Origin of the sequence: Sphingopyxis lindanitolerans, from assembly GCF_002993885.1 — a bacterium.
GTDB lineage: Bacteria > Pseudomonadota > Alphaproteobacteria > Sphingomonadales > Sphingomonadaceae > Sphingopyxis > Sphingopyxis lindanitolerans.
Genome location: NZ_CM009578.1, coordinates 3,590,821 through 3,616,378 on the forward strand (window position 1 = coordinate 3,590,821; position 25,558 = coordinate 3,616,378).

Here is a 25,558-nt window from a genome sequence, read left to right on the forward strand (position 1 = left end):
TTTACATAAATCATGTAATCTAATAGAATGTTTGCGTCAAGCCTGTGACGGCGGCATGGATTTGCGGATGAAAGACTGTGGCTATGAGTGAAGTGATCGATACCGGCGAACGGCCGCTGCGCATCGGCGAGACCGCGCCATCCTTCAGCGCGCGCTCGACCAAGGGGCCGGTGAAGCTCGCCGACTATCGCGGGCGGTGGCTGGTGTTCTTCTCGCACCCGGCCGATTTCACGCCGGTCTGCACGACCGAGTTCATCGCTTTCGCCAAGCGGCAGGCCGACTTCGATGCGCTCGATTGCGCCCTGCTCGGCCTATCGGTCGACAGCCTCTATTCGCATCTCGCCTGGGTGCGCGCGATCGAGGCGCAGTTCGGCGTCGCGATCGAATTCCCGATCATCGAAGATCCAAGCATGGCGGTCGGCCGCGCCTATGGCATGATCGATGCGGCGGCGCAGGACAGCTCGGCGGTGCGCGCGACCTATATCATCGACCCTGAGGGCATGGTTCGCGCGATCAATGTCTATCCGCACACGGTCGGCCGCTCGATCGACGAGATATTGCGCACGGTTGCAGCGCTCCAGCGCACCGCCGAAGGTGACGTCTTGGCCCCCGAAGGCTGGCAGCCGGGCCAGCCGCTGCTCGCCCCGCCGCCCGAGCGGATGATGGAAGGCGGCGACCTTGGCTGGTTCTGCCGCACCGTCGAGGCGTCATGACCGCGATTTACGAAGACCGCGCGCTGGCCGACAAGGCGGTCGAAAAGCTGCGCGTCTATGCCCAGCCGCAGCGGCTGATGATCCTCTCCTGCCTGCTGCGCGGCGGTCGCACCGTCGGCGAAATCGAAGCGGCGACCGGCATCGGGCAGCCGGCGCTCAGCCAGCAGCTCGCCGAATTGCGCCGCGCCGACATGGTCGTCACGCGGCGCGCGGCGAAGCAGGTGCATTATGATCTGGCGGACGAGGGCGTCGGATTGTGCGTCCGCAGCATGGAAGCCATTTTCGCCGGGGCCGCGACGACCGGAGAATTGCTCGCCGCGGCGCTGGGATCCGAAACGCCGTCGGCGAGGCGGGTGTCCGCCGGCACTGGCGTCGCAGCTTTCGCCAAGATCGGCTGACCGGCGATCATTTGCCGCTCAGCCTGGCGCGTTTAGCAAGGATCGATTGAGAAGTTCGCGCTGGTCGTCGGTCAGTTCGCGGACCTTCTCATAAGCGAATTCGCCGAGATCGGCGACCGCCGCATCGAGATCGTAGCGGGGGACGGCCTGTGGCTGCGAACAATAGGCAAAGGCCGTGGCGCAATAATCGTCGCGGCGCTCGACGACGCTGAAACTTGTGCCAGCGACCGTTGCCCAACCGGACCCGGCGGCCGGATGCTCTTCCCGGTAACGGGCCATCGCTTCGGCCTCGTCGGCGTTGAAGATCGCCATGCCGATTTGCTGGATCGTGACCTTGATCTCGTGGGCGAACATGACCGGATCGGGCAGGTGCCAGCGGTAGAAGCTGACAAGGTCGGGCTTGTAATCGTCGGGCTTCGCGTCGCCAGGATCGGGCATGACCAGCGGTGCGCCCGCGTAAGGGGCATGATGCGTTGCCATGCCCCAGGCGGTGCCGACATAATCTTCCAGCCCGGTACCGCAGATCGTCGGCAGGTCGCGATCGCCGTCGCGATAGATTTTGACTTCGCCCTCGCCATACCAGCTTCCGGTGTCGACGACGCGGATGCCGACCGAACAGCCGAGAAAGCGGCCGGGACCCTTCAGTCCGTCGAGGATCACGAAATCTTCGCGTAGCCGGGTCGGATTGTCGCGTCTGAACGTCGCGTGCAGATAGCTTGCGGGAACGCGCTCGCGCGGTTCGAGCGTATAGTCGATCTGGTAGAAGAGACGGATATGGCGTCCGGACTCGTTGACCAGCGCGATCCTGATCGCGTCGCGAAACGGCATCGGGAAATAGGCATTGAGCCCGCGGCCTTCGTGGGTGGACAGCAGCGCCGAGTAGAATTCGTTGATGCGGCCATGCGGCTGGCCGAAAAAGTCGAGAAGGGGCACCGATATGCTCGGCGCGTCGCGGCCATCGTAATGGACCTCGAGGCGCAGCGCGCGCATCACCGCGGGCGACCAGGCATCGCTCGTCATCCAGATATGACGGATCGTGCCGCTGCCACTGACGTCGGCCAGCGCGACGCGTTCGCCCGGACGGATTACCCGCCAGGCGGCTCCTTTCCGGCCTCCCGCGGCCGCGCCGCCCGCGCCGCGCGCGCCGGTCGGATTCTCGAAACTCGCCGAACGGCTATCGATCCCGACATCGATCAGGCTTGGATCCATGACGTGCAATTCGCTGCCTCCCCGACGCGCTGGCTAACTGCGAGCCTTGGCGCTTCTCATGACGGCACCGCATGTGGCAGCGTCCCATCGGCCAAAGGATCGCGCCGTTCCATCCCGATCGCTCGCTATTTCAATATCCGATTGGAAATCGAAATAGCGAGCGATCCGAAACGGGCAAGCCTTAATCGGGCTGGGGCGAGCGCAGCAGTGCACGGCAACGGTCGCGCAGGCCATCGCGCGGCGCATCCGACATCGTCCCTTCGGTAAGAATATAGGCGTAGATCAGGAAGGCGCGGCTGGCGGCGTCTTTCGCTTCGAATCCATTGCCGCGCAGCACCTGTTCCATATAGCGCAGCCGTTGCGCATCGACCCGCCGCATTGTCTCGGCCGCGCGAATGTCATGATGCGCCCAGAGCCGGATGGCCATTTCCATCCGTGCGCGCTCGCGAAAATCGGCGCGGCGAAATGGCGTCAGCAGGATACGCTCGAGCCGCTCGGGCGGCGGTTCGTCGACATCGGCATAGGTGGCGATGACCGATGCGGTCGATTCCTCGAACCAATAGTCGAGCATCGCCGCAAGCAATTCATCGCGATTGGCGTAGCGCTTGTAGAAGGCGCCTTTGGTGATACCGAGCTGCGCGGCCAGCGGTTCGATCCGCACCTGGTCGATGCCGCCGTCTGCCAATTGCTGGAGCGCTGCCTCGAGCCACACCGAGGCGTCTATGCGGCTCGACCGTTTGCGGCGCCGCCGCGGGGAGGCTTCTTCGTCCATGCCAAGGCTTATCGGCAGCACGCTTCCTGCCGTCAACAGATACGGCACCGTATTTTTAAACTTGACGGAAAAAATATCACATAGGATAGCTGGGGCGCAAAATTTGTTAGATTCGGCGAGACGGCCGGACGATTGGGGAGGATTTATGGCCAAGGCTTTCGGATCGTCGCTCCGCTGGGGCGGTGCCATCGCAGCGATTGTCGCATGCACGCCGGTGTTCGCGCAGGAAGGCAGCGGCAGCGCTTCCGGTGCGGCGGCAGCGCAAGGCGAGGGCGAAATCGTGGTGACGGCGCGGCGCCGCGCCGAAAGCCTCGTCGATGTCCCGATCGCGGTGACCGCCTACTCGGGCGAGCAGCTGGAAGCGTCGGGGGCGCTCGACATCACCGATATCGGCGACACCACGCCCAATGTGACGATCGAGGCTTCGCGCGCCACCAATTCGACGCTGACCGCGTTTATCCGCGGGGTCGGGCAGCAGGATCCGGTCGGGGGTTTCGAACCCGGCGTCGGCATCTATCTCGACGATGTCTATCTCGCGCGCCCGCAGGCGGCGCTGCTCGACATCTACAATGTCGAACGCATCGAGGTGCTGCGCGGACCGCAGGGCACGCTCTACGGCCGCAACACCATCGGCGGCGCGATCAAATATGTCACCCGGCGCATCGGCGCCGAGCCCGAATTCAATGCGCGCGGCACTATCGGCACCGACGAGCATGCCGATCTCATCCTGTCGGCGGGATTGCCGGTGGGCGATGGAACCTTGCGGGTCGGCGCCTCGGGGGCACGGCTGTCGCGCGATGGTTTCGGCCGCAATCTGACCACCGGCCTCGACAATTATAACCGCGATATCTGGGCAGGCCGCGCCAGCGCCGAAATCAACAACGAAAGCAATTTCTTCCTGCGCCTCCAGGGCGACTACACCCATGACCAGAGCGCGCCGCGGGGCGGGCATCGCTTGATCCCCGGCCTGGTTTCGGGGACGCCGGTCCTAAGCGACGTCTTCGACACGCGGGGGGCACTCAACTTTCCCGAACAGGATATTCGCGCCTGGGGTGTGAGCCTCTATGCCGAATATGAGCCCAGCGACGCGATCACGCTGCGCAACATCACTGCCTTCCGCCGCGACCGCACCCGCGGGCCGATCGATTTCGACGCGCTGCCGGCGGTCGATGCCGATGTCCCGGGCGTTTACCGGAACCGGCAATTCTCCCAGGAATTGCAGTTCCTTTACAGCGCGGACGGATTGGACGCGCTGCTCGGCGCCTATTATCTCGATGCGCGCGCCGTCACGGCGTTCGATGTTCGCTTGCCGGGCGGGCTCGCGGCTTTCACCTTCGGCGGCGTCGATACCAAGACCTATGCCGTGTTCGGCGAACTCTCCTATGATTTTTCCGAGCAGCTCAGCCTTTCGGTCGGCGGTCGCTATACCTGGGACAAGCGCGTCTCGGATATCAATCGCGGCGTCTATGTGGGCGGCGGCGGCTCGCCTTTCTTCGGCGGGACCGGCGTCCTGGCGCTGACCCAATCCGATTTCGAAGGTCAGCGGACCTTCCGGAAATTCACCCCCAAGGCAACGCTCAGCTATCATCCGGCGCGCGATCACACCCTCTACCTGTCCTATTCGGCCGGCTTCAAAGGCGGCGGTTTCGATCCGCGCGGCGTCACCACCGCCTGTCGCAATCCCCAGGGCGCTGCCTGTTCGCCCGCCGAACTGTTCGATTTCATGGGCTTCGACCCGGAAACCGTGAACAGCTATGAAGCCGGCTACAAGGCGTCGCTCGCTGGCGGCCAGGGATCGATCGGGCTGGCGCTGTTCCATGCCGATTATCGCGACGTTCAGGTGCCCGGTTCGATCGGGACCGTCGTCGGCGGTGTTCCGACCTTTATCGGAATCACGACCAACGCCGGCAAGGCGCGCTTTCAGGGCGTCGAACTCGAAGGACGCTGGACGCTCGGCCGCGACGTCGGCGCGGCGGGCGACCGGCTGGCCGTCTCCGGATCGCTCGGCTATATCAACGCCGATTATCTGCGCTTCATCGATGCCCGCGGCATCGACGTCGCCGACCGGCGCAAGATCCAGAATACCCCCGAATGGACGCTGAGCGGCACGCTCGACTATAGTCTGCCGGTGGGACCGGGAACGCTCGGATTTAACACGACCCTGTCCTACCGCAGCAAAACCCAGCAATTCGAGCTGCGCATTCCCGGCCTCGACCAGGCGGGCTTTGCGCTGTGGGATGCCAGCCTGATCTGGCGATCGGATGACGATCGCTGGTCGCTCGGGCTGCATGGCCGCAATCTCACCGACAAGCGCTACATCACGTCGGGCTATAATTTCCTCCGTCAGAACCCAGACACGGGCGACTTCGTCCTCGCCAACGGGCAGCCGGGGCTGAACTCGACCCTCGGAGCCGAAGGCGTCCTCACCGCTTTCTACGGCAATCCGCGGCAAGTCTATATGACCGTCGGGTTGAAGTTCCGGTGATCTTCGCGCCTTGTCCCTACCTTTGCGGCAGGAATGGCCGCGCGTTCGCGGCGGACGCCCTGTCGCATAATCCGATCGACCTTGACTGATCGGCATTGCCGCCCTGGATGTTTGCGAGGTGCTGGGGAGGCCTCGCAATATATCCCGCACTCACAGGGCCAAGCGATGCTGTCGACAGCCGTTACAGGCTGATCGTTAGGGTTCCGGCGTCGTCGCGCCCAACCTCCTTGCCGCGACGATGCCGGAACCCCCTTTTTGCCGGTCGGACCCGAATTTCGGGCGGTTTTCGATATTGCCACTTTTGGGTGCTGTTTCCTCGACACTGTCGAGGGTGCTGGTAATCTCCGCAAGCTACGTCGTCGCGCGCGACGATGGCCGCGAAGGAACAGCTCTTGATGAACAAGCCCACCGATCTGTCGATCCTGAAACGCAACGCCCGCGAGATGGCCGAATATCTGAAACTGCTCTCGCACCCGGAACGGCTGCTCATGCTCTGTCAGATGGACGAGCGCGAGGTGTCGGTGAGCGAGCTTACCGAGATCAGCGGATTGTCCCAGTCGGCGGTCTCGCAGCATCTGGCGCGTTTTCGCGATCAGGCGATCGTGTCGGCGCGCGGTGAAGCGCAGACCCGTTTTTATAGTCTGGCGGATCCCAAAATGCGGAGGATCATCAATGCGCTCTGCAAAGCCTGCCACGACCTGTCGTGACGGCGCCGAGACCTCGAGACTGTCGTTTGGAGCTGCGTGGAGCGCGCGTAGGTCGGTCCGAGGTGCCGGCAGGGATCGCATTGTGGAGGCGGCGGCACGGCTTGTCGGGTCGAAGGCGCCTCTGGGCTTGCCTCGGGCGCGCGCGGTTTCAATTCGTCGTGCGCCAATTGGCCATTCAGTCTGGCTATCTTTAATTAGGTAATTCTAATATAATGACCTACCCAGGGCGGAAGACGACGATGGCAACAATGCTATTGTCAGACCCGATTGTGCGGAAACCTATAAGGCGCGATGGATCCGATTCTACATCTTGGGCCGCTGGCGATCGCGACCGATCGCCTGATTGCGGTCGCGTCGATCTGGCTGTTTGTCGCGGTCGCGGGTCGGGTCGCCGCGCGGATCGACCCGCGCGCATCGCGGGCAGGGTGGTGGGCGCTCGCCATAGGTTTGCTGGCGGCCCGAGCCGGTTTCGTCGTGCAGAATTTCGAGGCCTTTCGCGTCGCGCCGTCGACGATTCTTGCGGTCTGGCAGGGCGGCTTCTCGGCTTTGGCCGGGATCATCGTCGCCGCCCTGACTCTCCTCGTTCTGCTCGGGCGGAGCCGCGCCGGCGCGATCATGCTGGCGACGCTGGGCGGGCTGTCGTTGGTCTATCTGGCCTCGCTCGCCTGGCTGGCGCCGGAACCGCGACCGCTGACGCCGGGGCTGACCGTCATGCAGGTCGACGGCACGCCGGTTCCGATCGAGGGTTTGCGCGGCCGGCCCTTTGTCGTCAATTTATGGGCGACCTGGTGTCCGCCGTGTCGGCGCGAGATGCCGATGGTGGTCGATGTCGCACGGTCGTCGGCGATTCCCGTACTGCTGGTCAACCAGGGCGAAAGCGACGTCGAGGTGAGTGACTTCCTGCGCCGCGAACGCCTGCCCGCCGATGCGGTCCGGCTCGATCCGGGATCGACGTTCACGCAGGCGGCGGGTTCAGGCGCCATGCCGACGACCCTGTTCGTCGACGCGCAAGGCCTGGTCCGCGACGTCCATGTCGGCGAAATATCGCGTGCGGCACTCACCGACGGAATCCGCAAGCTCGAAAGGACAAGGAAATGAACGATCAAGCTATCCCGGCGGTCGCAGGCGCGGCGGCGGCGTCTCCGGCTTGTGCGACGCGGTCGCGACCTTGGCACCGTCGGGGAGAAACGGCGTGATCCGATGGCTTGTCGCGCTGCTGATCTTCGCCTTTGCCCCGCCCGCGGCGGCGCAGCTGCATATTTATGGCCCCGGCGGCCCGGCGCCTGCGATGCGTGCGGCGGCGCTGGCATTCGAAAAGGAAACCGGGATCGCGGTCGAAGTGGTCGCCGGACCTACGCCGACCTGGATCGACCGCGCGCGGCAGGATGCCGACCTTGTGTTCAGCGGCTCCGATCGCATGATGACCGAGTTCGTCCGGCTGATGGACGGCAAGCTGCGCCAGTCCGATGTCGCTCCGCTTTATGATCGCCCGGCGGCCATTCTCGTCCGCAAGGGCAATCCGATGGCCATTTCGGGTTTTCGCGACCTTGCGCGCGGCGATCTAACCTTGATGGTGGTCGAGGGAGCCGGGCAGGACGGGCTTTGGGAAGATTTGGCGAGCCGGGCCGGCGGCATCGATTTTCTTCGCAAACTGCGCGGTCATATCAAGATTTTTGCCCCCAACAGCGCCGAGGCGCGCAAGGCCTGGATCGAAGATCCTGCGATCGACGCCTGGATTATCTGGAACATCTGGCAGCTTGAAAATGCCGATATTGCCGATGCGGTAGCGATCGAACCCGATGTCCTGATCTATCGCTCGATGGCGATCGCGCCAGTCGCCACAAGCCTCAAATCGTCCGAGGTTCAGCGTTTCGCGACATGGCTCGCTGGCCCCGACGCACAGTCCATCTTCACCAGGCATGGCTGGCGCGCACCGTCGGCCGAGAATATGAAGGAGAGAGTCCAATGATGAAATTGCTGATCGTCGCGGCATCGCTTGCGACCGCGGTTCCAGTATCGGCGCAGGATGCGGCCCATCCTGTCATCGCCGGCTACGGTGCCATCACCCCGCTGCCCGGCGCGGCAAACGCGCCCGACGCGGCGACGCCGCCGCGCGCCGTCTTCAACATCGCCAAGGCCGCTGCGACCCCCGACGCGGTAAACCCTGGCCTCGACAAGGTCGCGCGGTACCTCAATTTGCTGGGGTCGGTAGGCGTTCGCGCGGCGCCGGGCGATCTGATCGTCATCATTCACGGACCCGCGACCCCGCTCGTACTCAACGAGGCGGCCTACCGTGCCAAATTCGCGGTTCCGAACCCCAATATCGAACTGATCGCCGCGCTCGAGCGCGAAGGGGTGGAAGTGCATGTCTGCGGCCAGGCGCTGACCGGCCATAAAATACCGCGTGATGCGTTGAACCCCGCGATCACGGTCGATTTGTCCGCGATGACGACGCTGACAAAATATCAGATGAAGGGATGGGCGTTCATCCCCGATTGAAGTCGGTGAAGCGGCAGCAACGGCCGATGACGCCTGCCCGGCGCCCAATGCCGTGAGGCTGAACTTAATGAGCGCGGCCGAAAAATGAGCGCACACTGGCGGCGACAGGCGCCGCCAGAGGTCGCACGCTTTCTCTCCGAGCCGCGCAGGCGCGCTTGGCGAACGTCTCTTGACGCGGCGGCGGCTAACGGCTGCGCCGGGTAAACAGCGCTTCGCGCCGTTCAGGCCATCGCGCCGCTATGGCCGACCCGGCCCACCCGCGCGCACGCCGCCGCGCCTGCGGCTCGCCAAGGGCGCCGCTTTTCTCGCCCTTCGGGCGCGCCTGATGACCTGCAAGACGTAAGCGACGTTGACGCCTGACCCCGACGATCGATGTTGAAAGCTCTGACTGGAAGAACAGTTCGGCCGAGTATCCGCTGATGACGCCGCGCGGGTTCCCGCGCGGCGGCGCTTTTGTGGGCCGGCACCTCGGACATCGGTGCGGGCGGCGCACGGCCATGGGACCGCCCGGCCGTCCCGCAAGCCGTCCTTCGACTTCGCTCAGGACCGGCTCCTCCACTTCGTTGCGGCCCTGCGGGTGCGGGCCGGCCTTGCCAGGCGGTCCCCTTGTCCGCGGGTTCGCCGCCCGCCCCGCTGTCCGGGGCCGGCCACGGCGGATTTTGGTCAGGAGGAGACGCCCCGATGGTTACCAGCCCCAACCCTTTGCTTGGATCCGCACCGCCGGAGCGCGCGCGCCCTGCGGCGCGCAAAGCCGTGCGCGCTCGCTCGCGCGCCGTGAGCGAAGGCGCACGGCACGACGCCGCGCCGCGCGTATCGCTCTACGACGAGGTGACAGGCCGCATCGTCGCCGAACTCGAGGCGGGCCGCATCCCGTGGGTCCAGCCTTGGGACGCCGCTACTTTTGCGCCGGGATTGCCGCAAAATGCCGACACGCGCCGCAGCTATTCGGGGATCAATATCCTTATCCTGTGGGCCGAGGCAGCGCGGCAGGGCTTTTCGGCGCAGGGCTGGTTGACCTTTCGCCAAGCCCTCGCGGCGGGCGGCGCAGTCCGCAAAGGCGAGAAGGGCGCGACCATCTTCTACGCCGCGCGCTTTACGCCGCAAGCTGCAAACGGGGGTGGCGCAGCGGCGGGCGGCGGCGGCGGGGCGTCGCATTCCGGCGGCGGCGGCAGTGGCAGCGGCGCACAAGGCGGGGGCGGAAACGGCGCGGCGGGCGACGGATCGGTGCCGTTCCTCAAACGCTTTACCGTGTTCAACGTCGCGCAGTGCGAGAATTTGCCCGACCGCTGCACCCTATCCGGCGCGCCGCTGCCGCCGCGCGAAACCATTCCCCACGCCGAGGCGCTGATCGCAGCGACGGGCGCCGACATCCGCAACGGCGGCCATGAAGCCTATTACAGTCCCGGCGGCGACTTTGTCGCGCTGCCGCCGCAACAGGCTTTCGCCGCCCAGATCGACTATTATCGCACCGCCTTGCACGAACTCGGCCATTGGACCGGCCACCCCTCGCGGCTGGACCGCGACCAGAAAGGCGGTTTTGCCAGTCAGGCCTATGGCCGCGAGGAATTATGCGCCGAACTGGCGAGCGCCTTTCTCTGCGCTGCGCTGGGTATCAGGCCGACCGTGCGCCATGCCGATTACATCGGCGCGTGGCTCGCGATCATGCGCGCCGACACGCGCGCGATTTTCCACGCCGCGAGCCTTGCGAGCAAGGCCGCTGACTATCTGCTCGCCTTTGCGCCGGAAAGCGCCGGGGGGCAGCCGGTGCCCGCAGGGGCCACGCCCCGCATAGGGCGCGGCGACGTGCAGGGCATGGGGGCGGCGGCATGACCCTTATCCCTCACGATCTCGGTTTCGCGCTGCGCGCCAATGGGCTGGCGAGCCGCGTCCACGCCGCGCGCGACGAAATCTTCGATCCGTGGCCGGTGGTCAAGCTGTTCAACCCCATCGGCGCGGCGACATGGCTGGCGAGCGAAATCGACGCCGATGGCGACACTTTGTTCGGCCTTGCCGACCTCGGTTTCGGTTGCCCCGAACTCGGCTGTTTTTCGCGCGCTGAAATCGCCGCCGTGCGGCTTCCGTTCGGTCTTGCCATCGAGCGCGACGAATATTTCGATCCGCTCGCCCCGCTGTCGATGTGGACCGAGACGGCGCGGCGTCTGGGATCGATCCAGCTTGCCGAAAAGGCGCTGCTGCGCCGGACAATCGACCAGCTTCTGCCCGACCCGAAAGGCGAGGGCAGCTGACGCGGCGGCGCGTTTTCGCCGTCATCAAGCCGGTCCGCCCAATCGCAAAACCCGACGGACCGGCGCTCACAAGGAGCAGTGCCATGAAACTCGATTTTATCGACCTCGACAAGCTGTCGATTGCCAATGTCAACATGCGCGGCAAGGGCCGCGACCCCGATGTATCGGACATATTGCCGAGCATCCGGGCGCGCGGCATTCTCGTGCCGTTGCTTGTCCGTCCCAATTGCGACCCCGGACGCTTCGAAATCGTCGCGGGGCGGCGGCGCTTCACCGCCGCCAACTGCATCGTGCGCGAGGGCGGCGCGGCGCGCCCGCTGCCGTGCGCGATCCTCGACGATGGCGACGACGCCGACGCCCTCGAAGCGTCGATGATCGAAAACCTCCAGCGCGTCGCGCCAGACGAGGTCAGCCAGTGGGAGGCCTTCGTCAAGCTGGCCAAGACCGGGCGCAGCATCGAGGAGATCGCCGACAAATTCGCCTTCGAGGTGAAGGCGGTGAAGCGCATCCTCGCGCTCGGCGCGCTGTTGCCGCGCATCCGCACCCTCTACCGCGCGGGCGAAATCGACCCCGCGACGGTGCGGCAGCTCACCCTTGCCTCGAAAAGCCAGCAGACCGCGTGGCTCGCGCTCCACGACGACCCGCAAGCCTATTGCCCGACCGGCCACCAGTTGAAGGGCTGGCTGTTCGGCGGCACCGCGATCTGCGCCGACCATGCGCTGTTCGATGTCGCGGCGTCGGGCGCGGTGATCGTTTCCGACCTGTTCGGCGAGCAGAATCTGTTCGCCGACAGCGAGCAATTCTGGTCGCTCCAGATGGCCGAGATCGAGGCGCGCAAAGCCGGCTATATCGAGGCGGGCTGGAGCGACGTCATCATTCTCGAACGCGGCGACTGGTTTCGGACCTGGGACTATGCTCATGCGGGCAAGCGCAAGGGCGGGCGCATTTATGTCGAGGTGCGCGCGACCGGCGAGATCGGCTTTCATGAAGGCTATCTTACCGCGAAGGAAGCCGAGGCGCGCGCGCGGGGCGACGACGTGTCGGCCCCTGTCGCCAAGCCGAAGCGACCCGAGGCGACCGGCGCGATGAATAGCTATATCGGACTTCACCGCCATGCGGCGGTGCGCGCCGATCTGGCCCGCCACGGCGGCGTTGCGCTGCGCGCGATGGCGGCGCATGTCATCGCGGGCGCGGGCCATTACCGCGTCGATCTCGAACCGCGTAAAGCGCCCAAGCCCGACATTGCAGCAAGCGCCGAGCGCGCCCCCGGCGAAACCGCGTTCGATCTGCATCGCCGCGCCGTGCTCGACCTTCTCGTTCCCGGCGGCGACGCGCCGACGGTGATCGGGAAGGGCCATGACAAGCTGGATTTCGCCCCGGTTTTTGCGCGCTTGCTCGACCTGCCCGATGCCGTCGTTCTCGAAATCGTCGCGATCGTCATGGGCGAGACGTTGCAGGTCGGCAGCGCGGCGGTCGAGGCGATTGGCCACCATCTCGGCACCGACATGACCCGTTACTGGCAAGCCGATGCGGCCTTTTTTTCGCTGCTCCGCGACCGCGAAGTGGTGCTCGCGATGGTCGCCGAGGTGGCGGGCGCGGCGGTTGCCGAAGCCAACCGGAACGAAAAGGCGAAGGCGCTCAAATCGATCATCGCCGATCATCTGGACGGTGCCAACGGGCGCGCGAAGGCTGCGGCATGGGTGCCCAAATGGATGGCGTTCCCGCCCGCCGCCTATACGGCGCGCGGTGGAGTTGCGAGCGTCGAGGCCGATGCCCGCGCCAGCGCGGAGATCGAAGCCGAGATCGCCCGCGCCGCGCGCGCGGCGGCAGCGGAGGCCGACGCCTTCGCGTCGCGCCGCGCCAATTCCGGCGAAGATCGCGGCGATGACGAGGGTGCGGTCGGCTGCGCCGCCGATACGGGCGATAGCGCTGCCGCCCCGGAAGCCGGTGACCGCCACGAGGTCGATGTCGCGCCGCCGCTTGCGGCTTGACCGGACGCGCGGCGCAAGCGGACGGAAGGGCGGCGGAGGTCGCCCTTCCCTCCCGCGGTGGCGATCCCCGGCCCCTTGTGCGGGGACCACCCATCGCGCCGCCCCTCGCCGCTGGCGCGGCTCGGGGCGGCGCGATGGTTTTTGTCCGGGCGATCCGCGCGCCCGCTGCGCGGGCTGCGGATCGCACGAACTTGCAAAAGAAGCGGAAAAAACGGGCGAGGGCATCGCCCGCCTGCCGTGGGTCGCGCGCGGCAGGCGGGCGGCCTCAGGCGCCGAGGCGCCGGAGGAAATACACGCGAAAAAGATCGAGCAAGGCTTCGGCTTCGGCTTTGCTACCGCCGCGCGCCGTGACCGCGACCGCCCAGTCGAGCGCGAGGTCGTAGGAATAGGGATGCGGCCGGGTCAGCCGAAGGCCGACGGGATCGAGGCCGTCGCGCCGGAGCGCCGCGAGCGCCTCCTGGTCGAATGCCAGCCCCGCCCACAGCGCGGCGCTGCGCTGCGCGAGCGCATCAAGATCGCGGCTTTGCGCTGCGAACGCGAACTGCGCGGATGCCTTGGTCACGGTCCCCCCTGCGATCCGGCGTTTGGCCAGGGCCGCGTCCCGGCCAGCCGCGCCCCCCACGGACCGGCTTGCCGAATTGGCCGTCCTTGCATCGAAAACGCGATGCTGGCGAGACCATTTTTGCTGCGGTGTCCGCTCAATCTTCTTGGGCTGCGGTGCGTCACGCTCCAGTCGTCGGCGACCATCCCGGCGCCAGTGAGCGGTCTGGCCGGACGCGGCCCGGCGCGCAACGGCGGGCATTCCCGCCTTTTTCCCCGCCCGCTGACGCGGGCTCCTCGCGCAGCAAAAAGCCGCGATGCCCGTCCGTCCTCCGCTGCGCTGCGGCCCTGCGGGTGCGCGCCGGTCCTGTGCGTCCGTCCTGCCTCTGCTCACGCTTTCGGGGATGGTCCCGGCGGCGATTGGAAGGAGACGAACAATGGCAGCCATCGGTTATGTGAACGGCACCGTCGAACAGGGTTTTGTCGGCCAGCTCAAGACGCTTTCGATCCGCGCGAGCATCGAAATTCGGCCCAACCGCAACAAGGCGGGCGAGATGCAGCCCGATTTTCGGGTCTGGTCGGACGGCGTCGAGATCGGCGCGGGCTGGGTCCGCACCGGCGAGGCATCGGGGCGCGACTATGTGTCGCTGAGCCTCGCTGCCCCCGAGTTCGGGCCGCGCCGCCTCTACGCGAACCTCGGCCGCGCGGCGGGCCAGGACGATGACGACACCTATGCCGTCATCTGGAACCCCGCCGACTGACGGGTCCGACCCCGCACCCGCTCCGGCGGGTGCGGGGTCACCCTTTTCCTTGTCGCGGCGCGATATTCGGCTAGGATTCTGAACAGATGAAAACCGATCTCGACCATCTTCCCGACCGCAAGAAACGCGACCTTGCGCGTATCGTAGAAATCCTCTTCGCCGAGTTCGAGGATGCGACGGCGCTATCGACGCAGAAGTGGAAGAAGCAGGGGCGCATCCTCAAGGTCATTCTTTACGGCAGCTATGCGCGCGGCGATTGGGTCGCCGATCCCAAGGGCGGCTATTATTCCGATTATGACATCCTCGTCGTCGTCAACGACGACCGGCTGACCGATCCGGTCGATTACTGGTACAAGGCCGAGGATCATTTCCTGCGCGAATATGGGATCACCAAGCGGCTGTCGGCGCCGGTCGGGCTGATCGTCCACAGCCTCGGCGACGTCAATTTTCAGCTGTCGCGCGGGCGACCCTTTTTCATCGACATCGTGCGCGACGGGATCGTGCTTTACGAGTTCGGGACGCAATCTTTTGATCCGCCTAAGCCGCTCTCGCCCGAGGTCGCGCGCGAGGAAGCGCAGGGATATTTCGATACGTGGTTCGCCAGCGCTTCAGGTTTTTTGAAGAGCGCGAACTTCGCCATCTCCGAGGGTCTGAACAACCACGCGGCGTTTTTCCTGCATCAAGCGACCGAGCATTTCTATCACGCCGTGCTCCACACGCTGACCCTCTATTCGCCCAAATCGCACAAGATCAATTTCCTCCGCGACAGGGCCGAGGACATCGCGCGCGACCTGATTGCGGTGTGGCCGCGCGATGAGAAACTTGCACGCCGCTGCTTCGAATTGCTGCAACAGGCCTATGTCAACGCGCGCTATTCGCCGCATTACAAGATCACCGAAGCCGAACTCGCATGGCTCGTCGCGCGGATTGAACTGCTCCAGGTTGCGGTCAAAGCCGTCGCCGAACGCCACCTGAAGGGCGACCCGATCTCAGCCTAACGCAAACAATTCGGGCTGTACCGGCGCCGTGAGCACGGTGCGCGCTTCGAGCGCCGCGCCGACCGCCTGCCGATAGTGAATCGTCCGGCAGCGCTCGGCTTCCTCGAAACCCACCGGCGCCCATTCGTCGCCCGGATAACAGGCGTCGTAAATCGCGCGCGCAGCCGCGCGCAGCCGCACGTCGTGCTGCAATTTTCTCTCCATCACTGTCGATTCGCCGATCTTCCGGCAGGGGCAGTTATGAGAACATAAATAGAACATAGACAAAAGCGCAGGGGGATCGATTTTCGCATCGGCGTTTTTCGATCCTCCCCGGCGCGTTCGATCCGCGCCATCGACCGCCCCTCTCGCGGCGCCACGAGGCGTCCTTCTTCGAGGAGCATGGGTCATGGCTTCATCCAGTGACGATAATGCCGCAGCGCGCGCTGCCAAGGCGCGGAGCGGCATGCCGTTTCTCAATCCCGAGCAGACGGCTTTCTATCTCGGGCTGACGACGCGGACCTTGCAGGAATATCGGTCGAACGGAACCGGCCCGCGCTATCGGCGCCATGGCCGCTTTATCCGCTATCATATCGACGATATCGATGCCTGGGCGCTTCGCGATGCCAAGGGGAACGGCGATGCGTGACGCGCTTCGCCACCTGGCTCACGCATGGCGCGCCGCCCGCCAGCCGGCCTGCCGTCATCCTCGCTGGACCGCTATGTGCGCCGCGTTGACCGCCGCGATCGGCACGACGATCCTGCTCCCGCCGCATCCGCGCCTGATCTGGAACGCCAGCGCCAGCGCCCCGATCGGCCTGTGGTCGGTGGCCCCGAACGCGCCGCTTCGTCGCGGCGACATGGTCGCGGCCCGCCTCGCCGAGCCGTGGCGGGCGCTTGCCGCGCGGCGGCATTATCTTCCCGCCAACGTCCCGCTCATCAAACGCATCGCCGCGATGCCTGGCGATGAAATCTGCGCGGACGAGGGTGTGGTTCGGGTCAACGGCGTCGTTGTCGCAACGGCCCGCACCCATGATGGCGCCGGGCGCGCAATGCCGCTTTGGCAGGGATGCACAGTGCTCGGCGGCGCGAGCGTATTGCTTTTGATGGACGATCCGGCGTCGTTCGATGGCCGCTATTTCGGGGCGACCACGCGGGGCGACATCATCGGCAGGGCGTTGCCTTTATGGCTCCGCTGAAGCTCGTCGTCGCCGCGCTGGCGCTGTTCGTCGCCACCCCCGCCTATGCCGATCCGGTCGCGCAGTGGCAGCCGCATATCGCCGAAGCGTCGGCGCGGTTCGGCATCCCGGCGGGTTGGATCGAGCGCGTCATCCGCGCCGAGAGCGGCGGGCGCACCATGCTCGCTGGGCGTCCGATCACCAGCCGCGCCGGTGCAATGGGTCTCATGCAGTTGATGCCAGGCACCTGGGCGGACTTGCGCGTCCGCCTCGGTCTCGGGACCGATCCGCACGATCCCGGCGACAATATCATCGCCGGAACAGCCTATCTGCGGATGATGTACGATCGCTTCGGCTACCCCGGCATGTTCGCCGCCTATAACGCCGGACCTGGTCGATATGCCGCCTATCTGGCCGGTCGTTCGCGCCTGCCGAGCGAGACCACCGCCTATCTGCAAACCGTCACCGGAACAGCGGCGGCGCCGGTGCCGTCGCGGCCAAACGGCGCGGTTCCGATGGCCGCAAAGCGCGGCGGCGAGGACCGGCGCGGCGATCGAGACGACCGAGCGATCGACCCCATTTTCTTCATTCACCGGCCCAATCCCTGACTTCGGGCGGGGTGGGGGGGGGCTCGTCTCGGCAAGGCCGAGTATGACGGGCGCCGAAGCGGCTTTCAAGGCCGGCGGCCCCTCCAATTTGCTGCGCAAATCGGTTCCTCCACCGCCGCTTCGCGGCGCCTCCGCTGCGCTTCGGCGGCCCTGACAGCCGCTCCGGCGCCCGTCGTCGAGGGATGGTCCTCGAATGGTTCGGGGCGAAGGAAGGAGCATGTCATGGGCGTTTATCAGAACATCGGTGTCGCGTCGGATCGCGTGTTTGCGGCGCTGGTTGCTGGCCTTGAGGTCGAGTTCGGCAGAGGTGCCGGGGCAGCACTGGCACAGCGTTTCGTCGATGCCGAAGAGGTTGATTTTCACTGGGAGGCGCGGATCGAAGAGCGCTGGATCGGAGCGTATGAGAGCATCGATGGCGAAGAGATCGAGCTCGATCGGATCGCAATATTCGGGCGGCTCGATGGCGCATATTTCTTCGCGATGATGATCGTGGATGGCGATGGAATCGCGCACGGCATGATCGGCAGACGCGCGTTCGAAAGCGAAAGTCAGGCACGCGCAGCTTTTGCGATGGCTTGATCGTGCAGACTTGGAGGAGCGGCGCCTGGGTGCGTCGCTCCTTTCTTTTTTGCCTCGGCGGTGGGGTGGATGGCGGAATTTCAGCGGTTTTGGAGGGGGAGCGCGTAAGGCAAGATTAAGCTATGGTGCCGGTTCTGCGGACCGGCTCCATAAGCTGTTGTCTGCACATCCTTTTTTCGCCGCTCCAAGCCGGAGTTCTGGCACCGTCCTGCGCGCCATGGTGCCAAGCCTGTCGCCACCCCGCGAGAATCCGCGCCTATTTTGGCACCGGTTTTCAAAGGGCCAAGGTGCGGTCATTCTGCCTGTCATGAGCGATGACGATGACTTCGAACCCCGCTTGGGACGGATGCGCGCGCGCGGCAAATCGCGCGGGAAGAAATATCTTCACCGCATTCTGGCGGCCGCCAATCTTGCCGGGGTGACCGTTGGCGGACCGAAGCGCCGGACCCGTTTCGATGGGAGCCGTATCGGCCGCGGATCGGGGGTCGGCCGCGTACTTGGTAGCCGCGATAAATTTGCCGCGTTTCGCCAGCGCCGCGTCATCGTGAAATCGCGTATCGTCAAGCTGGCGGGGAAGGGCGCCCAGGCGGCGCGCGCCCACCTTCGTTATGTCGAACGCGACGGCACCACGCGCGATGGCGGGCGGGGACAATTATATGGTGCCGAAAGCGACGAGGCCGATAGCAAATCTTTCCTCGTGCGCGGCGAGGGCGATCGTCATCAATTCCGGTTCATCGTCTCGCCCGAAGATGGCGCCGAATATGACGATCTCAAATCGCTGACGCGGCGGTTGATGGCGCGGATGGAGGACGATCTGGGAACGACCCTCGACTGGGTTGCTGTCGATCATTTCAATACCGGCCATCCGCACACGCATATCGTGGTTCGGGGGAGGGACGATCGCGGCAAGGATCTGATCATTGCCCGCGAATATATCACGGGCGGCATGCGCGAACGCGCCGCCGAACTGGTCGATCTCGACCTTGGTCCGCGCTCGGCCGAAGCCGTTCAGGACCGATTGCGCAGCGAGATCGAACAAGAGCGGCTGACCAGCATCGATCGCGCCTTGTTGCGTGAGGCCGACGCCGACACGCTCGTCAGTGCGGCCGCGCGCAGTGCCCTCGATCAGACGCTGCGTATCGGGCGGCTGCGGAAGCTCGAGCGACTGGGATTGGCCGAGCCAGTGGGCGCAACGCACTGGCGACTTGTTCCCGGCGCCGCGGAAACGCTTCGCCGCATGGGCGAGCGCGGCGACATCATCCGGACGATGCAGCGCGCTTTCGCGGAAAATGGACGGGCTCCGGCGCTTGTTGATCAGGCCATTTATGATGCCGCCACGGCGCCGCAGCCGATCGTCGGGCGCATCCTCAAGCGCGGTTTGTCCGACGAGATCGATGATCGACATTTTGTGCTTGTCGAAGCTACCGACGGACGCACGCATTATGTTGACATCGGCAAGGGCGAAAATCTCGATTCTCATTCGATCGGAGCCATTGTCCGGATCGAGGCGGCTCGCGTCACCGTGAGGGATTCGGATCGCGTCGTTGCCGAGGTCGCCGCCGCCAACGGCGGGCGATACGATGTCGATCTTCATCTTCGCCATGATCCGGCTGCGACCGAAGCCTTTGCCGAGACGCATGTTCGTCGGCTGGAGGCGATCCGCCGACTGACGGGCGGAGCAACCCGAGAGGCGGATGGAAGCTGGGCCATCGCGCCCGATCATCTTGAGCGAGCGGCGACCTATGAGCAAATGCGATCAAGAGACCGGCCAGTTGTGGTTGAAACCTTGTCGGCCGAGCGGCTCGAACATCTTGTCGATGTCGATGCAGCGACATGGCTTGACCAGGAGCTCGTTGCCGCCGATCCCGTGCCGCTCCGCGATGCCGGATTTGGACGCGATGTCCGCGAAGCGCAGGCGCGTCGTCGGCAATGGCTTATCACGCAAGAGCTGGGGCAGGAGACGGACGGGCGGTTCGTGACCCCGCCCGACATGATCGACACGCTTCGCCGACGCGAAATCATGCGCATCGGAGGCATATTATCGGAGGAGTTGGGCACCCCCTTTGCCGAAGCACGGACTGGCGAACAGGTGAGGGGAGTTTTTCGCCGACGCGTCGACATGGTGAGCGGGCGTTTTGCGTTGGTGGAACGCGCGCGGGATTTTACGCTGGTGCCTTGGCGACCTGTGCTGGATCGTCAACTTGGGAAGGATGTCGCGGGGGTCGTGCGAGGGGACAGCGTCAGCTGGGCTTTCGGGCGGGGACGAAGCGGCCCGAATATATCGTAGGGCGACGGTGTCTCTCAGGGCCGGTGGTGGCCGGTTGCGGTCAGACCGCTTTTGGGGGCAGATCTTGAGAAGCGTACATCGCGACAAATCCCGGCTTGGCTGTAGCCGACACAAGGCGCTGGGCTACCTTCAGGCTGCATCCTTCGTCACTGGCCCCACATAGCGGGATGCCGGCCGGATCAACCGGCCAGTCAGCGCCTGTTCGCGGGCATGCGCCAGCCAGCCCGCGATGCGCCCCATCGCAAAAACGCCGGTGAATACATGCTTCGGAAATCCCGCTGCTTCCAACAGCAATGCCGTATAGAATTCGACATTGGTTTCGAGCACCCGGTCAGGTTTGCGTCGATGGAGCGCTTCGAGCGCAACCTGCTCGACACCTTCTGCAAAACGTAGCCGTGCATCGACATCTCTGAATGACCGGAGCCCGGCCTTGAGCGCGTCGGCGCGCGGATCGCGCATGCGATAGATGCGGTGTCCGAATCCCATCAGCCGCTCGCCTTCATTCAGCGCACGCTCGATCCAGCCGACGCTATCCCCCTCCTCCGCGATCGCATCAAGCATGTCGATGACGGGACCAGGGGCGCCGCCATGAAGCGGGCCCTTGAGCGCGCCCAGCCCCGCGAGGACAGAGGAGGTCAGCCCCGCCTGAGTGGAAGCGACTACACGCGCAGCGAAGGTCGAAGCATTGAGGCCATGATCGCTCACGGTGACGAGATAGGTGTCGAGCGCCTCGGCGCCGTCTGATCGGCCCAGCATACGGATCACGTCCGCGGCGTGACCGGCATTGCTCGACGGCTCGATTGGCTCATCACCCGCCTGCAAACGGATCAGTGCTGGAAGAAGCACCGCAGGAGCCGCGACCAGGCGCAGCGCATCGGGCAGCGCCGTGCCGTCGGGCAGCATCGCCATCGCGGCGCGCATTCCATCATAGGTGGGCAGTTTCGAAATCGGCCCGAGCAACGCCCGCGTCTGCTCGAACACGTTGACGCGCGCTGCGCCCAGCCTTGCCGTGAATTCCGCTGCGTCGGGCAAATCGTCGAAGAAGCCGGTAAACAGCAGGTGCGCGGTCTGTTCGAAGGTCCAGCGCCCGGCCAGCGCGACAAGCGGATATCCGCCGATGATCAACTGCCCTTCGGCGCCGCGTACATCCGACAGGACCGTTTCGGCCGCCACGACATCTTCAAGACCATTGTTCATTTCATTTGCTCCTTGACTGACGATGAGCGAGATGATCCGTTCGACACAGTGAATCAATCTTGATCAAGTGAATCAATCATGCGCGAATGGATGACCCGTGAAGAGGTGCTGGCGAAGCTCAACGTCCGGCCCCAGACGCTCTATGCCTATGTCAGCCGCGGGCAGATCGAACGACGAGGCGATCCCGCTGACCCGCGGCGCAGCCTTTATCGGGGCGACGATATTCTTGCGCTTTCCGACCGGCGCGCCCGCGGGCGCCGCCAGACATCCGTCGCAGCGAGCACATTAGCATGGGGTGAACCCGTGATCCCCACGGCGATTGCGACAGTCAGTCACGGCGAATTGATCTATCGCGGTGAGGCCGCCACGGCCCTCGCCGCGCGCATGGGGCTCGAAGAGGTTGCGGCGCTGCTGTGGGAACAATCGAACGTCATTGTCTTTCCAGAAGTCGCCGTTGACGGCGATCCGTTTCAGGCGCTCGCCGCGTTGGCGGGAAGAGCGCGGTCGCTCATCGGCAGGCCCGCCGCGAAATTGGTGAACGAAGGCGCGATGTGTGTTGCAGCGATGGCCTCGGCTTTCGGTGCGGTCGGGGCGGGACCGATCCATCAGCGGCTTTCCGCGGCGTGGGCCCTCGACACCGAGGGCGAAGAACTTGTCCGCCGGACCCTTGTCTTGCTCGCCGACCATGAACTCAACCCGTCGACGTTTGCGGTACGCGTTGCTGCGTCCACCGGCGCCGGCGTGCCCGCCTGCATCCTTGCGGGTCTAGCGACCCTGTCGGGGCCGAAACATGGCGGCGCCGGCGCAGCACTGGAATCTCTCCTCACCGAGGCGATCAATACGGGCGCCGATGCGGCAATCGAGCGCTGGCTCGCGACCGGGCATGGGCTGCCGGGATTTGGCCACCCGCTCTATCCCTATGGCGACCCGCGTGGGCGCGCCCTACTCGCGCATATCCAGCCGGAAGGAGAGCTTGCGATGCTGCAGGATGCCGTCATGGACATGCTGGGGCTACAGCCTAACATCGATTTTGCACTCCTCGCGATCGCGCGTAGACATGCCTTGCCACCGCGATCGGGTTTCGGCCTATTCGCCATCGCCCGAACGGTGGGCTGGGTTGCGCATGCCCTGGAGCAGGCGTCGACCGGTGCGATCATCCGTCCCCGCGCGCACTACCATGGCCGAAGTCCAGCAGCGTCCTCGCCCGGATTTCCGACATAGTCTAAGGCCATCTACGGCACGCCAAGCGGCGCGACTGGTTCGACCGCAAATCACGATCGAGATGACTGTTCAGTGAGCCGCCGCCGGACCTGGCCGTTTGCGGTCAGGCAGGTTTTGGGCGCCAAATACAAGAAGCAGACGTCGGTGCCTCCCTGGCCAATACATAGCGTCTTGACCGCGGCCGCCAATGGCGGTCACCGGAAAAGCAGTTGCGCTGTGTCGTAAATGTTCGAAGCCGAACGCTTCGATGCTTTAGGCTCCGTTATGGATACGTCTTTGCTTCGCGACGGGACAGCCGGCCTGTTCCGCGCGCGAATTAGTCGCTAAGCTCGACCTTCCGAGGAGGGGCCTCATGACGCTTCGATCGTGTTTTGCAGCGCTGTTCCTCAGCGTCGCCATACTTATGTCGTCGCCAGCGACCGCAGACGACGTCGCGCCGAGCGCACGTGTTTCGAGCGCGGTTCTCGTGCGCCAGGGCCCGTCCACAGACACTGCCATCCTCGCGCGCCTGCGACCCGGCGACAGCGCGACGCTCGTCGGCGAGATCAGCGGCTGGTACGTCGTCGAGCTCGCCGATGGCACTCGCGGCTATGTCAGCAAGGCGTGGACGATCGTTCGTACCGAGGGAGGCACGGAAGCGCTCGCACAGAGCGGTTACAAGATCCATGTCATCGATGTCGGCACCGGCCTGGCGGTATTCGTCGAAGGTCCCGGCTTTGCGCTGCTTTACGACGCCGGAAGCCAGGACGATCTTCACGATGGGGATGAGAACCGCGTCGTAGCCTATATCCGCGCGGCGCGCCCCGACCTCACTCGGATCGATCACCTGATCCTCAGCCATCCGCACAAGGATCACCTTCAGTTGATGCCCGCAGTCTTCGACACGTTTCAGATCGGCAACGTCTGGGATTCGGGGCGCGTCAACAAAACCGATGGCTATTGCCACTTCCTCAAGGCCGCGATGGCAGAACCGGGCGCGCGCTATCATGATGCGATCGCATCGAACGCGGCGCGCGATGTGACCTTCACTGGAAGCGGGTGCAACGGCACCGTGACCGTCCGTCAAGCTGAGATGATGAGCGAGGCACCCGTCGCGCTCGGGACCCGCGCGCGGATGCGGTTTCTTTATCGCGACGCGCATCCCTATTCCGATCCCAATGGCAACAGCGTCGTCGTAAGCCTCGACCTGGACGGCAAGCGCATATTGCTTGCGGGCGACGCTGAAGGCGGCGAGCGGGAGCTCCCCGCTACGCCTCCCAGCCCGCGCAGCATCGAGGCAAAGCTCCTCCTATGCTGCGCTGCCGACCTCAAGGCCGACGTGCTTGTCGTCGGGCATCATGGCAGCCTCACTTCGTCTCGAACGGCTTTTCTCGATGCAGTGGGCGCGTCGATCTATGCGATTTCGTCAGGCCCCTACCCCTATCACCGCGTCAGGCTCCCCGATGCCGAGATCGTCTCCGAGCTCGAGCGGCGCGGGCAGGTTTTGCGAACGGACCGCGAGGATGGTTTTCGCCTCGAAGACGATGCGCGCGCCTGCGAAATGCGTGACCGCAAGGTCGGGCCGGACGCCGACGAGATGCCGGGTGGATGCGACAATATTCTGATCGATATCGGCCCCGGCGGCTCCATCCGCGCAGGTTACAGCAGTTTGAGTGACTAGCGCCGGCGTTCGCCGGGATCGGCGCAGACCGCAACCGAAGCCGGCAGGAGACGAAGATGGCGAAAGACGAAACCGAGGGACGCAATCTCGTCATATGCTGTGACGGGACAAATAACGAAATCGGGACGCGGCTTTCGAATGTCCTGAAGCTCTATAAGATTGCCGAGAAGAGCGACCGTCAGATCGCTTACTACCACCCCGGGATTGGCACGATTGCGATGCCGGGCACGTGGGGAAAATGGCGGCGGACGGCCTCGTCGCTCTTCGAGATGATGACGGGGCATGGGCTCGATCGCGACGTTCTTGCGGCTTACTGCTTTCTGTGCCGCCACTACCGCGAAGGGGACCGCATCTATCTCTTCGGTTTCAGTCGGGGGGCCTACACTGTGCGCGTGCTTGCGGGCATGATCTATCTCGTCGGCTTGCTGCGCGAACATCAGATCAATTTCGCGGAATATGCACTTAAAGCCTACAAGCGATCGAGCGAGACCGACGATCATGCGATTGCACGCGAGTTTCGCGACGTCGTACGGCCGCAGGTGGCCGCCATCGATTTTCTCGGCGTCTGGGATACCGTCTCCTCGGTCATCGTCCCGGGGAGCACGCCTCTGTCCGACCCAACGCTCGAGGAGCTTCCCTTCACTCGGCACAATCCGGCCGTGGCCGTGTTCCGCCACGCCATGGCGATCGACGAGTTCCGCCGCATGTTCCGCATTCTCCCGTGGAAGGAGCCCCAGGAATTTCGGCCAAATCGCTATTCGCAAGGCGAAACCTTCCCCACACAGGATTGCCGCCAAGTCTGGTTCGCCGGCTGTCACTCCGACGTAGGCGGCGGCTTTGCCGAAACCGAAAGCGCGCTCTCGAAATACCCGCTTATTTGGATGATCGAAGAGGCCGAGAAGCACGGCCTGCGCGTCCGGACCTCGATGGTCAATCATATAGCCCGCGGCCAGCCGCGCGAAGGCGCCCGTAACTATATGAAGCCCGATCCCGCTGGTCTCTTGCATCGCTCGCTCGGCTGGGCCTGGGCTCCTTTTGAGATTATGCCCAAAGAAAAGAAATATCTCGACTGGACCGAGCGGCGGTCGTTTCTCGGCTATTATCTTCCCCGTGGCGAGCCACGCACCATCTTACCGAACGCTTGGGTACATGCGTCGGTGATCGAACGGCAAGGCGCCGTGCCTGGCTACAAGCCGGTCAATCTACCCGAAATATTTCAGACCGAGACGATGCCCGGACTGGCCCAATCCGATCCAAGCGCAGGGCGCTGAACTTGCTGTCTCCATGCTCGCCCAAATAAGTCTCGCGATACCTGCAAAGGACTTACATCAGGAAAGCCCGAACTCTATTACAAGTTTTATCAAATCGAGGAGGCGCCGGAACATCATGATCCGCTCGCCCTACGCTAGTAATTCGAGATATATGCTATCACGACCAAAATGATACGGGAGAGGCAGAATGATCGATGACAGGTGATAAGCGGTTAGTTCACTTCCCAGCCCGCTATTCGATCGATGGAAAGTTACTTAA

At 64.6% G+C, this 25,558-nt stretch carries 25 protein-coding genes; 20 read left to right on the top strand and 5 right to left on the bottom strand.

Translation table 11 applies throughout. From position 1 onward, the window contains the following. The first annotated feature begins 83 nt into the window (after positions 1-83). Together CVO77_RS17020 and CVO77_RS17025 are read left to right on the top strand one after the other, a co-directional pair. Entirely contained in the window at positions 84-713 is a 630-nt protein-coding gene (locus CVO77_RS17020; protein WP_106000075.1) for a peroxiredoxin, read from the top strand. Further along, positions 710-1,111 (top strand): ArsR/SmtB family transcription factor, encoded by a 402-nt coding sequence (locus CVO77_RS17025; protein WP_106000076.1) that lies wholly within the window; start codon positions 710-712, stop codon positions 1,109-1,111. Before CVO77_RS17020 ends, CVO77_RS17025 begins: the two co-directional genes overlap by 4 nt. A gap of 18 nt (positions 1,112-1,129) precedes the next feature. Here CVO77_RS17025 and CVO77_RS17030 read toward each other — a convergent pair whose 3' ends face one another. Next, complete coding sequence (locus CVO77_RS17030; RefSeq protein WP_106000077.1) at positions 1,130-2,320, bottom strand: glycoside hydrolase family 172 protein; 1,191 nt, start codon at positions 2,318-2,320, stop codon at positions 1,130-1,132. 181 nt (positions 2,321-2,501) lie between these two features. Next, positions 2,502-3,245, bottom strand: a complete 744-nt coding sequence (locus CVO77_RS17035) for a TetR/AcrR family transcriptional regulator (RefSeq protein WP_158258112.1) — start codon at positions 3,243-3,245, stop codon at positions 2,502-2,504. Between CVO77_RS17035 and CVO77_RS17040 the strand changes: the two genes are divergently transcribed. From CVO77_RS17040 to CVO77_RS17075, 8 genes are all read left to right on the top strand, one after another. Continuing rightward, positions 3,238-5,577, top strand: a complete 2,340-nt coding sequence (locus tag CVO77_RS17040) for a TonB-dependent receptor (protein WP_106000079.1) — start codon at positions 3,238-3,240, stop codon at positions 5,575-5,577. The genes CVO77_RS17035 and CVO77_RS17040 overlap by 8 nt on opposite strands. A 395-nt stretch (positions 5,578-5,972) precedes the next feature. Next, a complete protein-coding gene (locus CVO77_RS17045) occupies positions 5,973-6,284 on the top strand; it encodes an ArsR/SmtB family transcription factor (protein WP_106000910.1) in 312 nt (103 codons plus the stop codon). A gap of 291 nt (positions 6,285-6,575) precedes the next feature. Continuing rightward, the gene (locus tag CVO77_RS17050) at positions 6,576-7,382 is read left to right on the top strand and encodes a TlpA disulfide reductase family protein (RefSeq protein ID WP_106000080.1); all 807 of its coding nucleotides are present in this window, start codon (positions 6,576-6,578) and stop codon (positions 7,380-7,382) included. A 94-nt stretch (positions 7,383-7,476) separates the two neighbouring features. Further along, positions 7,477-8,253, top strand: coding sequence for a substrate-binding domain-containing protein (locus CVO77_RS17055; protein ID WP_158258113.1), 777 nt, complete (start codon positions 7,477-7,479; stop codon positions 8,251-8,253). Then, positions 8,250-8,783 carry a DsrE family protein gene (locus tag CVO77_RS17060; protein WP_106000082.1) on the top strand — a complete coding sequence of 178 codons (534 nt, stop codon included), beginning with the start codon at positions 8,250-8,252 and terminating at the stop codon, positions 8,781-8,783. The genes CVO77_RS17055 and CVO77_RS17060 overlap by 4 nt, the downstream gene beginning before the upstream one ends. A gap of 774 nt (positions 8,784-9,557) precedes the next feature. Next, positions 9,558-10,613 carry an ArdC family protein gene (locus CVO77_RS17065; RefSeq protein WP_242445993.1) on the top strand — a complete coding sequence of 352 codons (1,056 nt, stop codon included), beginning with the start codon at positions 9,558-9,560 and terminating at the stop codon, positions 10,611-10,613. Beyond that, complete coding sequence (locus CVO77_RS17070; protein WP_106000084.1) at positions 10,610-11,029, top strand: DUF2958 domain-containing protein; 420 nt, start codon at positions 10,610-10,612, stop codon at positions 11,027-11,029. The genes CVO77_RS17065 and CVO77_RS17070 overlap by 4 nt, the downstream gene beginning before the upstream one ends. Before the next feature lie 83 nt (positions 11,030-11,112). Continuing rightward, positions 11,113-13,020 carry a ParB/RepB/Spo0J family partition protein gene (locus CVO77_RS17075; RefSeq protein WP_106000085.1) on the top strand — a complete coding sequence of 636 codons (1,908 nt, stop codon included), beginning with the start codon at positions 11,113-11,115 and terminating at the stop codon, positions 13,018-13,020. Positions 13,021-13,285: 265 nt separating this feature from the next. Here CVO77_RS17075 and CVO77_RS17080 read toward each other — a convergent pair whose 3' ends face one another. Further along, positions 13,286-13,582, bottom strand: a complete 297-nt coding sequence (locus CVO77_RS17080) for a hypothetical protein (RefSeq protein WP_146130897.1) — start codon at positions 13,580-13,582, stop codon at positions 13,286-13,288. Positions 13,583-13,997: 415 nt separating this feature from the next. Here CVO77_RS17080 and CVO77_RS17085 point away from each other — a divergent pair, with 415 nt between their 5' ends. Then, entirely contained in the window at positions 13,998-14,321 is a 324-nt protein-coding gene (locus CVO77_RS17085; RefSeq protein WP_106000087.1) for a DUF736 domain-containing protein, read from the top strand. An 86-nt stretch (positions 14,322-14,407) separates the two neighbouring features. After that, complete coding sequence (locus CVO77_RS17090) at positions 14,408-15,319, top strand: HEPN domain-containing protein (protein WP_106000088.1); 912 nt, start codon at positions 14,408-14,410, stop codon at positions 15,317-15,319. Here CVO77_RS17090 and CVO77_RS17095 read toward each other — a convergent pair. Further along, on the bottom strand, positions 15,311-15,523 hold the full coding sequence (locus CVO77_RS17095; protein ID WP_106000089.1) for a hypothetical protein: 213 nt from the start codon (positions 15,521-15,523) through the stop codon (positions 15,311-15,313). The genes CVO77_RS17090 and CVO77_RS17095 overlap by 9 nt on opposite strands. Positions 15,524-15,707: 184 nt before the next feature. On the opposite strand from CVO77_RS17095, the gene CVO77_RS17100 reads away from it, so the two are divergent. From CVO77_RS17100 to rlxS, 5 genes are all read left to right on the top strand, one after another. Then, positions 15,708-15,947, top strand: coding sequence for a helix-turn-helix transcriptional regulator (locus CVO77_RS17100; protein ID WP_106000090.1), 240 nt, complete (start codon positions 15,708-15,710; stop codon positions 15,945-15,947). An 85-nt stretch (positions 15,948-16,032) separates the two neighbouring features. Continuing rightward, entirely contained in the window at positions 16,033-16,497 is a 465-nt protein-coding gene (locus CVO77_RS17105) for a S26 family signal peptidase (RefSeq protein ID WP_242445994.1), read from the top strand. Further along, positions 16,485-17,084, top strand: coding sequence for a lytic transglycosylase domain-containing protein (locus CVO77_RS17110; protein WP_106000092.1), 600 nt, complete (start codon positions 16,485-16,487; stop codon positions 17,082-17,084). The genes CVO77_RS17105 and CVO77_RS17110 overlap by 13 nt, the downstream gene beginning before the upstream one ends. A 222-nt stretch (positions 17,085-17,306) precedes the next feature. Next, complete coding sequence (locus CVO77_RS17115; RefSeq protein WP_106000093.1) at positions 17,307-17,663, top strand: hypothetical protein; 357 nt, start codon at positions 17,307-17,309, stop codon at positions 17,661-17,663. Between the two features lie 307 nt (positions 17,664-17,970). Further along, positions 17,971-19,950, top strand: coding sequence for a relaxase/mobilization nuclease RlxS (gene rlxS, locus CVO77_RS17120; protein ID WP_106000094.1), 1,980 nt, complete (start codon positions 17,971-17,973; stop codon positions 19,948-19,950). 129 nt (positions 19,951-20,079) lie between these two features. Here rlxS and CVO77_RS17125 read toward each other — a convergent pair whose 3' ends face one another. Next, a complete protein-coding gene (locus CVO77_RS17125; protein WP_106000095.1) occupies positions 20,080-21,147 on the bottom strand; it encodes a citrate synthase/methylcitrate synthase in 1,068 nt (355 codons plus the stop codon). 78 nt (positions 21,148-21,225) lie between these two features. Between CVO77_RS17125 and CVO77_RS17130 the strand changes: the two genes are divergently transcribed. The 3 genes from CVO77_RS17130 (at position 21,226) to CVO77_RS17140 (ending at position 25,299) form a co-directional block, all read left to right on the top strand. Further along, complete coding sequence (locus tag CVO77_RS17130; RefSeq protein ID WP_106000096.1) at positions 21,226-22,368, top strand: citrate/2-methylcitrate synthase; 1,143 nt, start codon at positions 21,226-21,228, stop codon at positions 22,366-22,368. Between the two features lie 352 nt (positions 22,369-22,720). Continuing rightward, entirely contained in the window at positions 22,721-24,028 is a 1,308-nt protein-coding gene (locus CVO77_RS17135; RefSeq protein ID WP_106000097.1) for an MBL fold metallo-hydrolase, read from the top strand. A gap of 56 nt (positions 24,029-24,084) precedes the next feature. Continuing rightward, on the top strand, positions 24,085-25,299 hold the full coding sequence (locus CVO77_RS17140; protein ID WP_106000098.1) for a DUF2235 domain-containing protein: 1,215 nt from the start codon (positions 24,085-24,087) through the stop codon (positions 25,297-25,299). Positions 25,300-25,558 lie beyond the last annotated feature (259 nt).

Bases quoted from the DNA above. Each gene is read 5' to 3' on its own strand.
- CVO77_RS17070 (WP_106000084.1), top strand. From the start codon at position 10,610: ATGACCCTTATCCCTCACGATCTCGGTTTCGCGCTGCGCGCCAATGGG.
- CVO77_RS17095 (WP_106000089.1), bottom strand. From the start codon at position 15,523: ATGGAGAGAAAATTGCAGCACGACGTGCGGCTGCGCGCGGCTGCGCGC.
- CVO77_RS17110 (WP_106000092.1), top strand. From the start codon at position 16,485: ATGGCTCCGCTGAAGCTCGTCGTCGCCGCGCTGGCGCTGTTCGTCGCC.
- CVO77_RS17060 (WP_106000082.1), top strand. From the start codon at position 8,250: ATGATGAAATTGCTGATCGTCGCGGCATCGCTTGCGACCGCGGTTCCA.
- CVO77_RS17115 (WP_106000093.1), top strand. From the start codon at position 17,307: ATGGGCGTTTATCAGAACATCGGTGTCGCGTCGGATCGCGTGTTTGCG.
- CVO77_RS17075 (WP_106000085.1), top strand. From the start codon at position 11,113: ATGAAACTCGATTTTATCGACCTCGACAAGCTGTCGATTGCCAATGTC.
- CVO77_RS17085 (WP_106000087.1), top strand. From the start codon at position 13,998: ATGGCAGCCATCGGTTATGTGAACGGCACCGTCGAACAGGGTTTTGTC.
- CVO77_RS17140 (WP_106000098.1), top strand. From the start codon at position 24,085: ATGGCGAAAGACGAAACCGAGGGACGCAATCTCGTCATATGCTGTGAC.
- CVO77_RS17100 (WP_106000090.1), top strand. From the start codon at position 15,708: ATGGCTTCATCCAGTGACGATAATGCCGCAGCGCGCGCTGCCAAGGCG.
- CVO77_RS17090 (WP_106000088.1), top strand. From the start codon at position 14,408: ATGAAAACCGATCTCGACCATCTTCCCGACCGCAAGAAACGCGACCTT.
- CVO77_RS17050 (WP_106000080.1), top strand. From the start codon at position 6,576: ATGGATCCGATTCTACATCTTGGGCCGCTGGCGATCGCGACCGATCGC.
- CVO77_RS17045 (WP_106000910.1), top strand. From the start codon at position 5,973: ATGAACAAGCCCACCGATCTGTCGATCCTGAAACGCAACGCCCGCGAG.
- CVO77_RS17125 (WP_106000095.1), bottom strand. From the start codon at position 21,147: ATGAACAATGGTCTTGAAGATGTCGTGGCGGCCGAAACGGTCCTGTCG.
- CVO77_RS17135 (WP_106000097.1), top strand. From the start codon at position 22,721: ATGACGCTTCGATCGTGTTTTGCAGCGCTGTTCCTCAGCGTCGCCATA.
- CVO77_RS17130 (WP_106000096.1), top strand. From the start codon at position 21,226: ATGCGCGAATGGATGACCCGTGAAGAGGTGCTGGCGAAGCTCAACGTC.
- CVO77_RS17025 (WP_106000076.1), top strand. From the start codon at position 710: ATGACCGCGATTTACGAAGACCGCGCGCTGGCCGACAAGGCGGTCGAA.
- CVO77_RS17030 (WP_106000077.1), bottom strand. From the start codon at position 2,320: ATGGATCCAAGCCTGATCGATGTCGGGATCGATAGCCGTTCGGCGAGT.
- CVO77_RS17020 (WP_106000075.1), top strand. From the start codon at position 84: ATGAGTGAAGTGATCGATACCGGCGAACGGCCGCTGCGCATCGGCGAG.
- rlxS (WP_106000094.1), top strand. From the start codon at position 17,971: ATGAGCGATGACGATGACTTCGAACCCCGCTTGGGACGGATGCGCGCG.
- CVO77_RS17040 (WP_106000079.1), top strand. From the start codon at position 3,238: ATGGCCAAGGCTTTCGGATCGTCGCTCCGCTGGGGCGGTGCCATCGCA.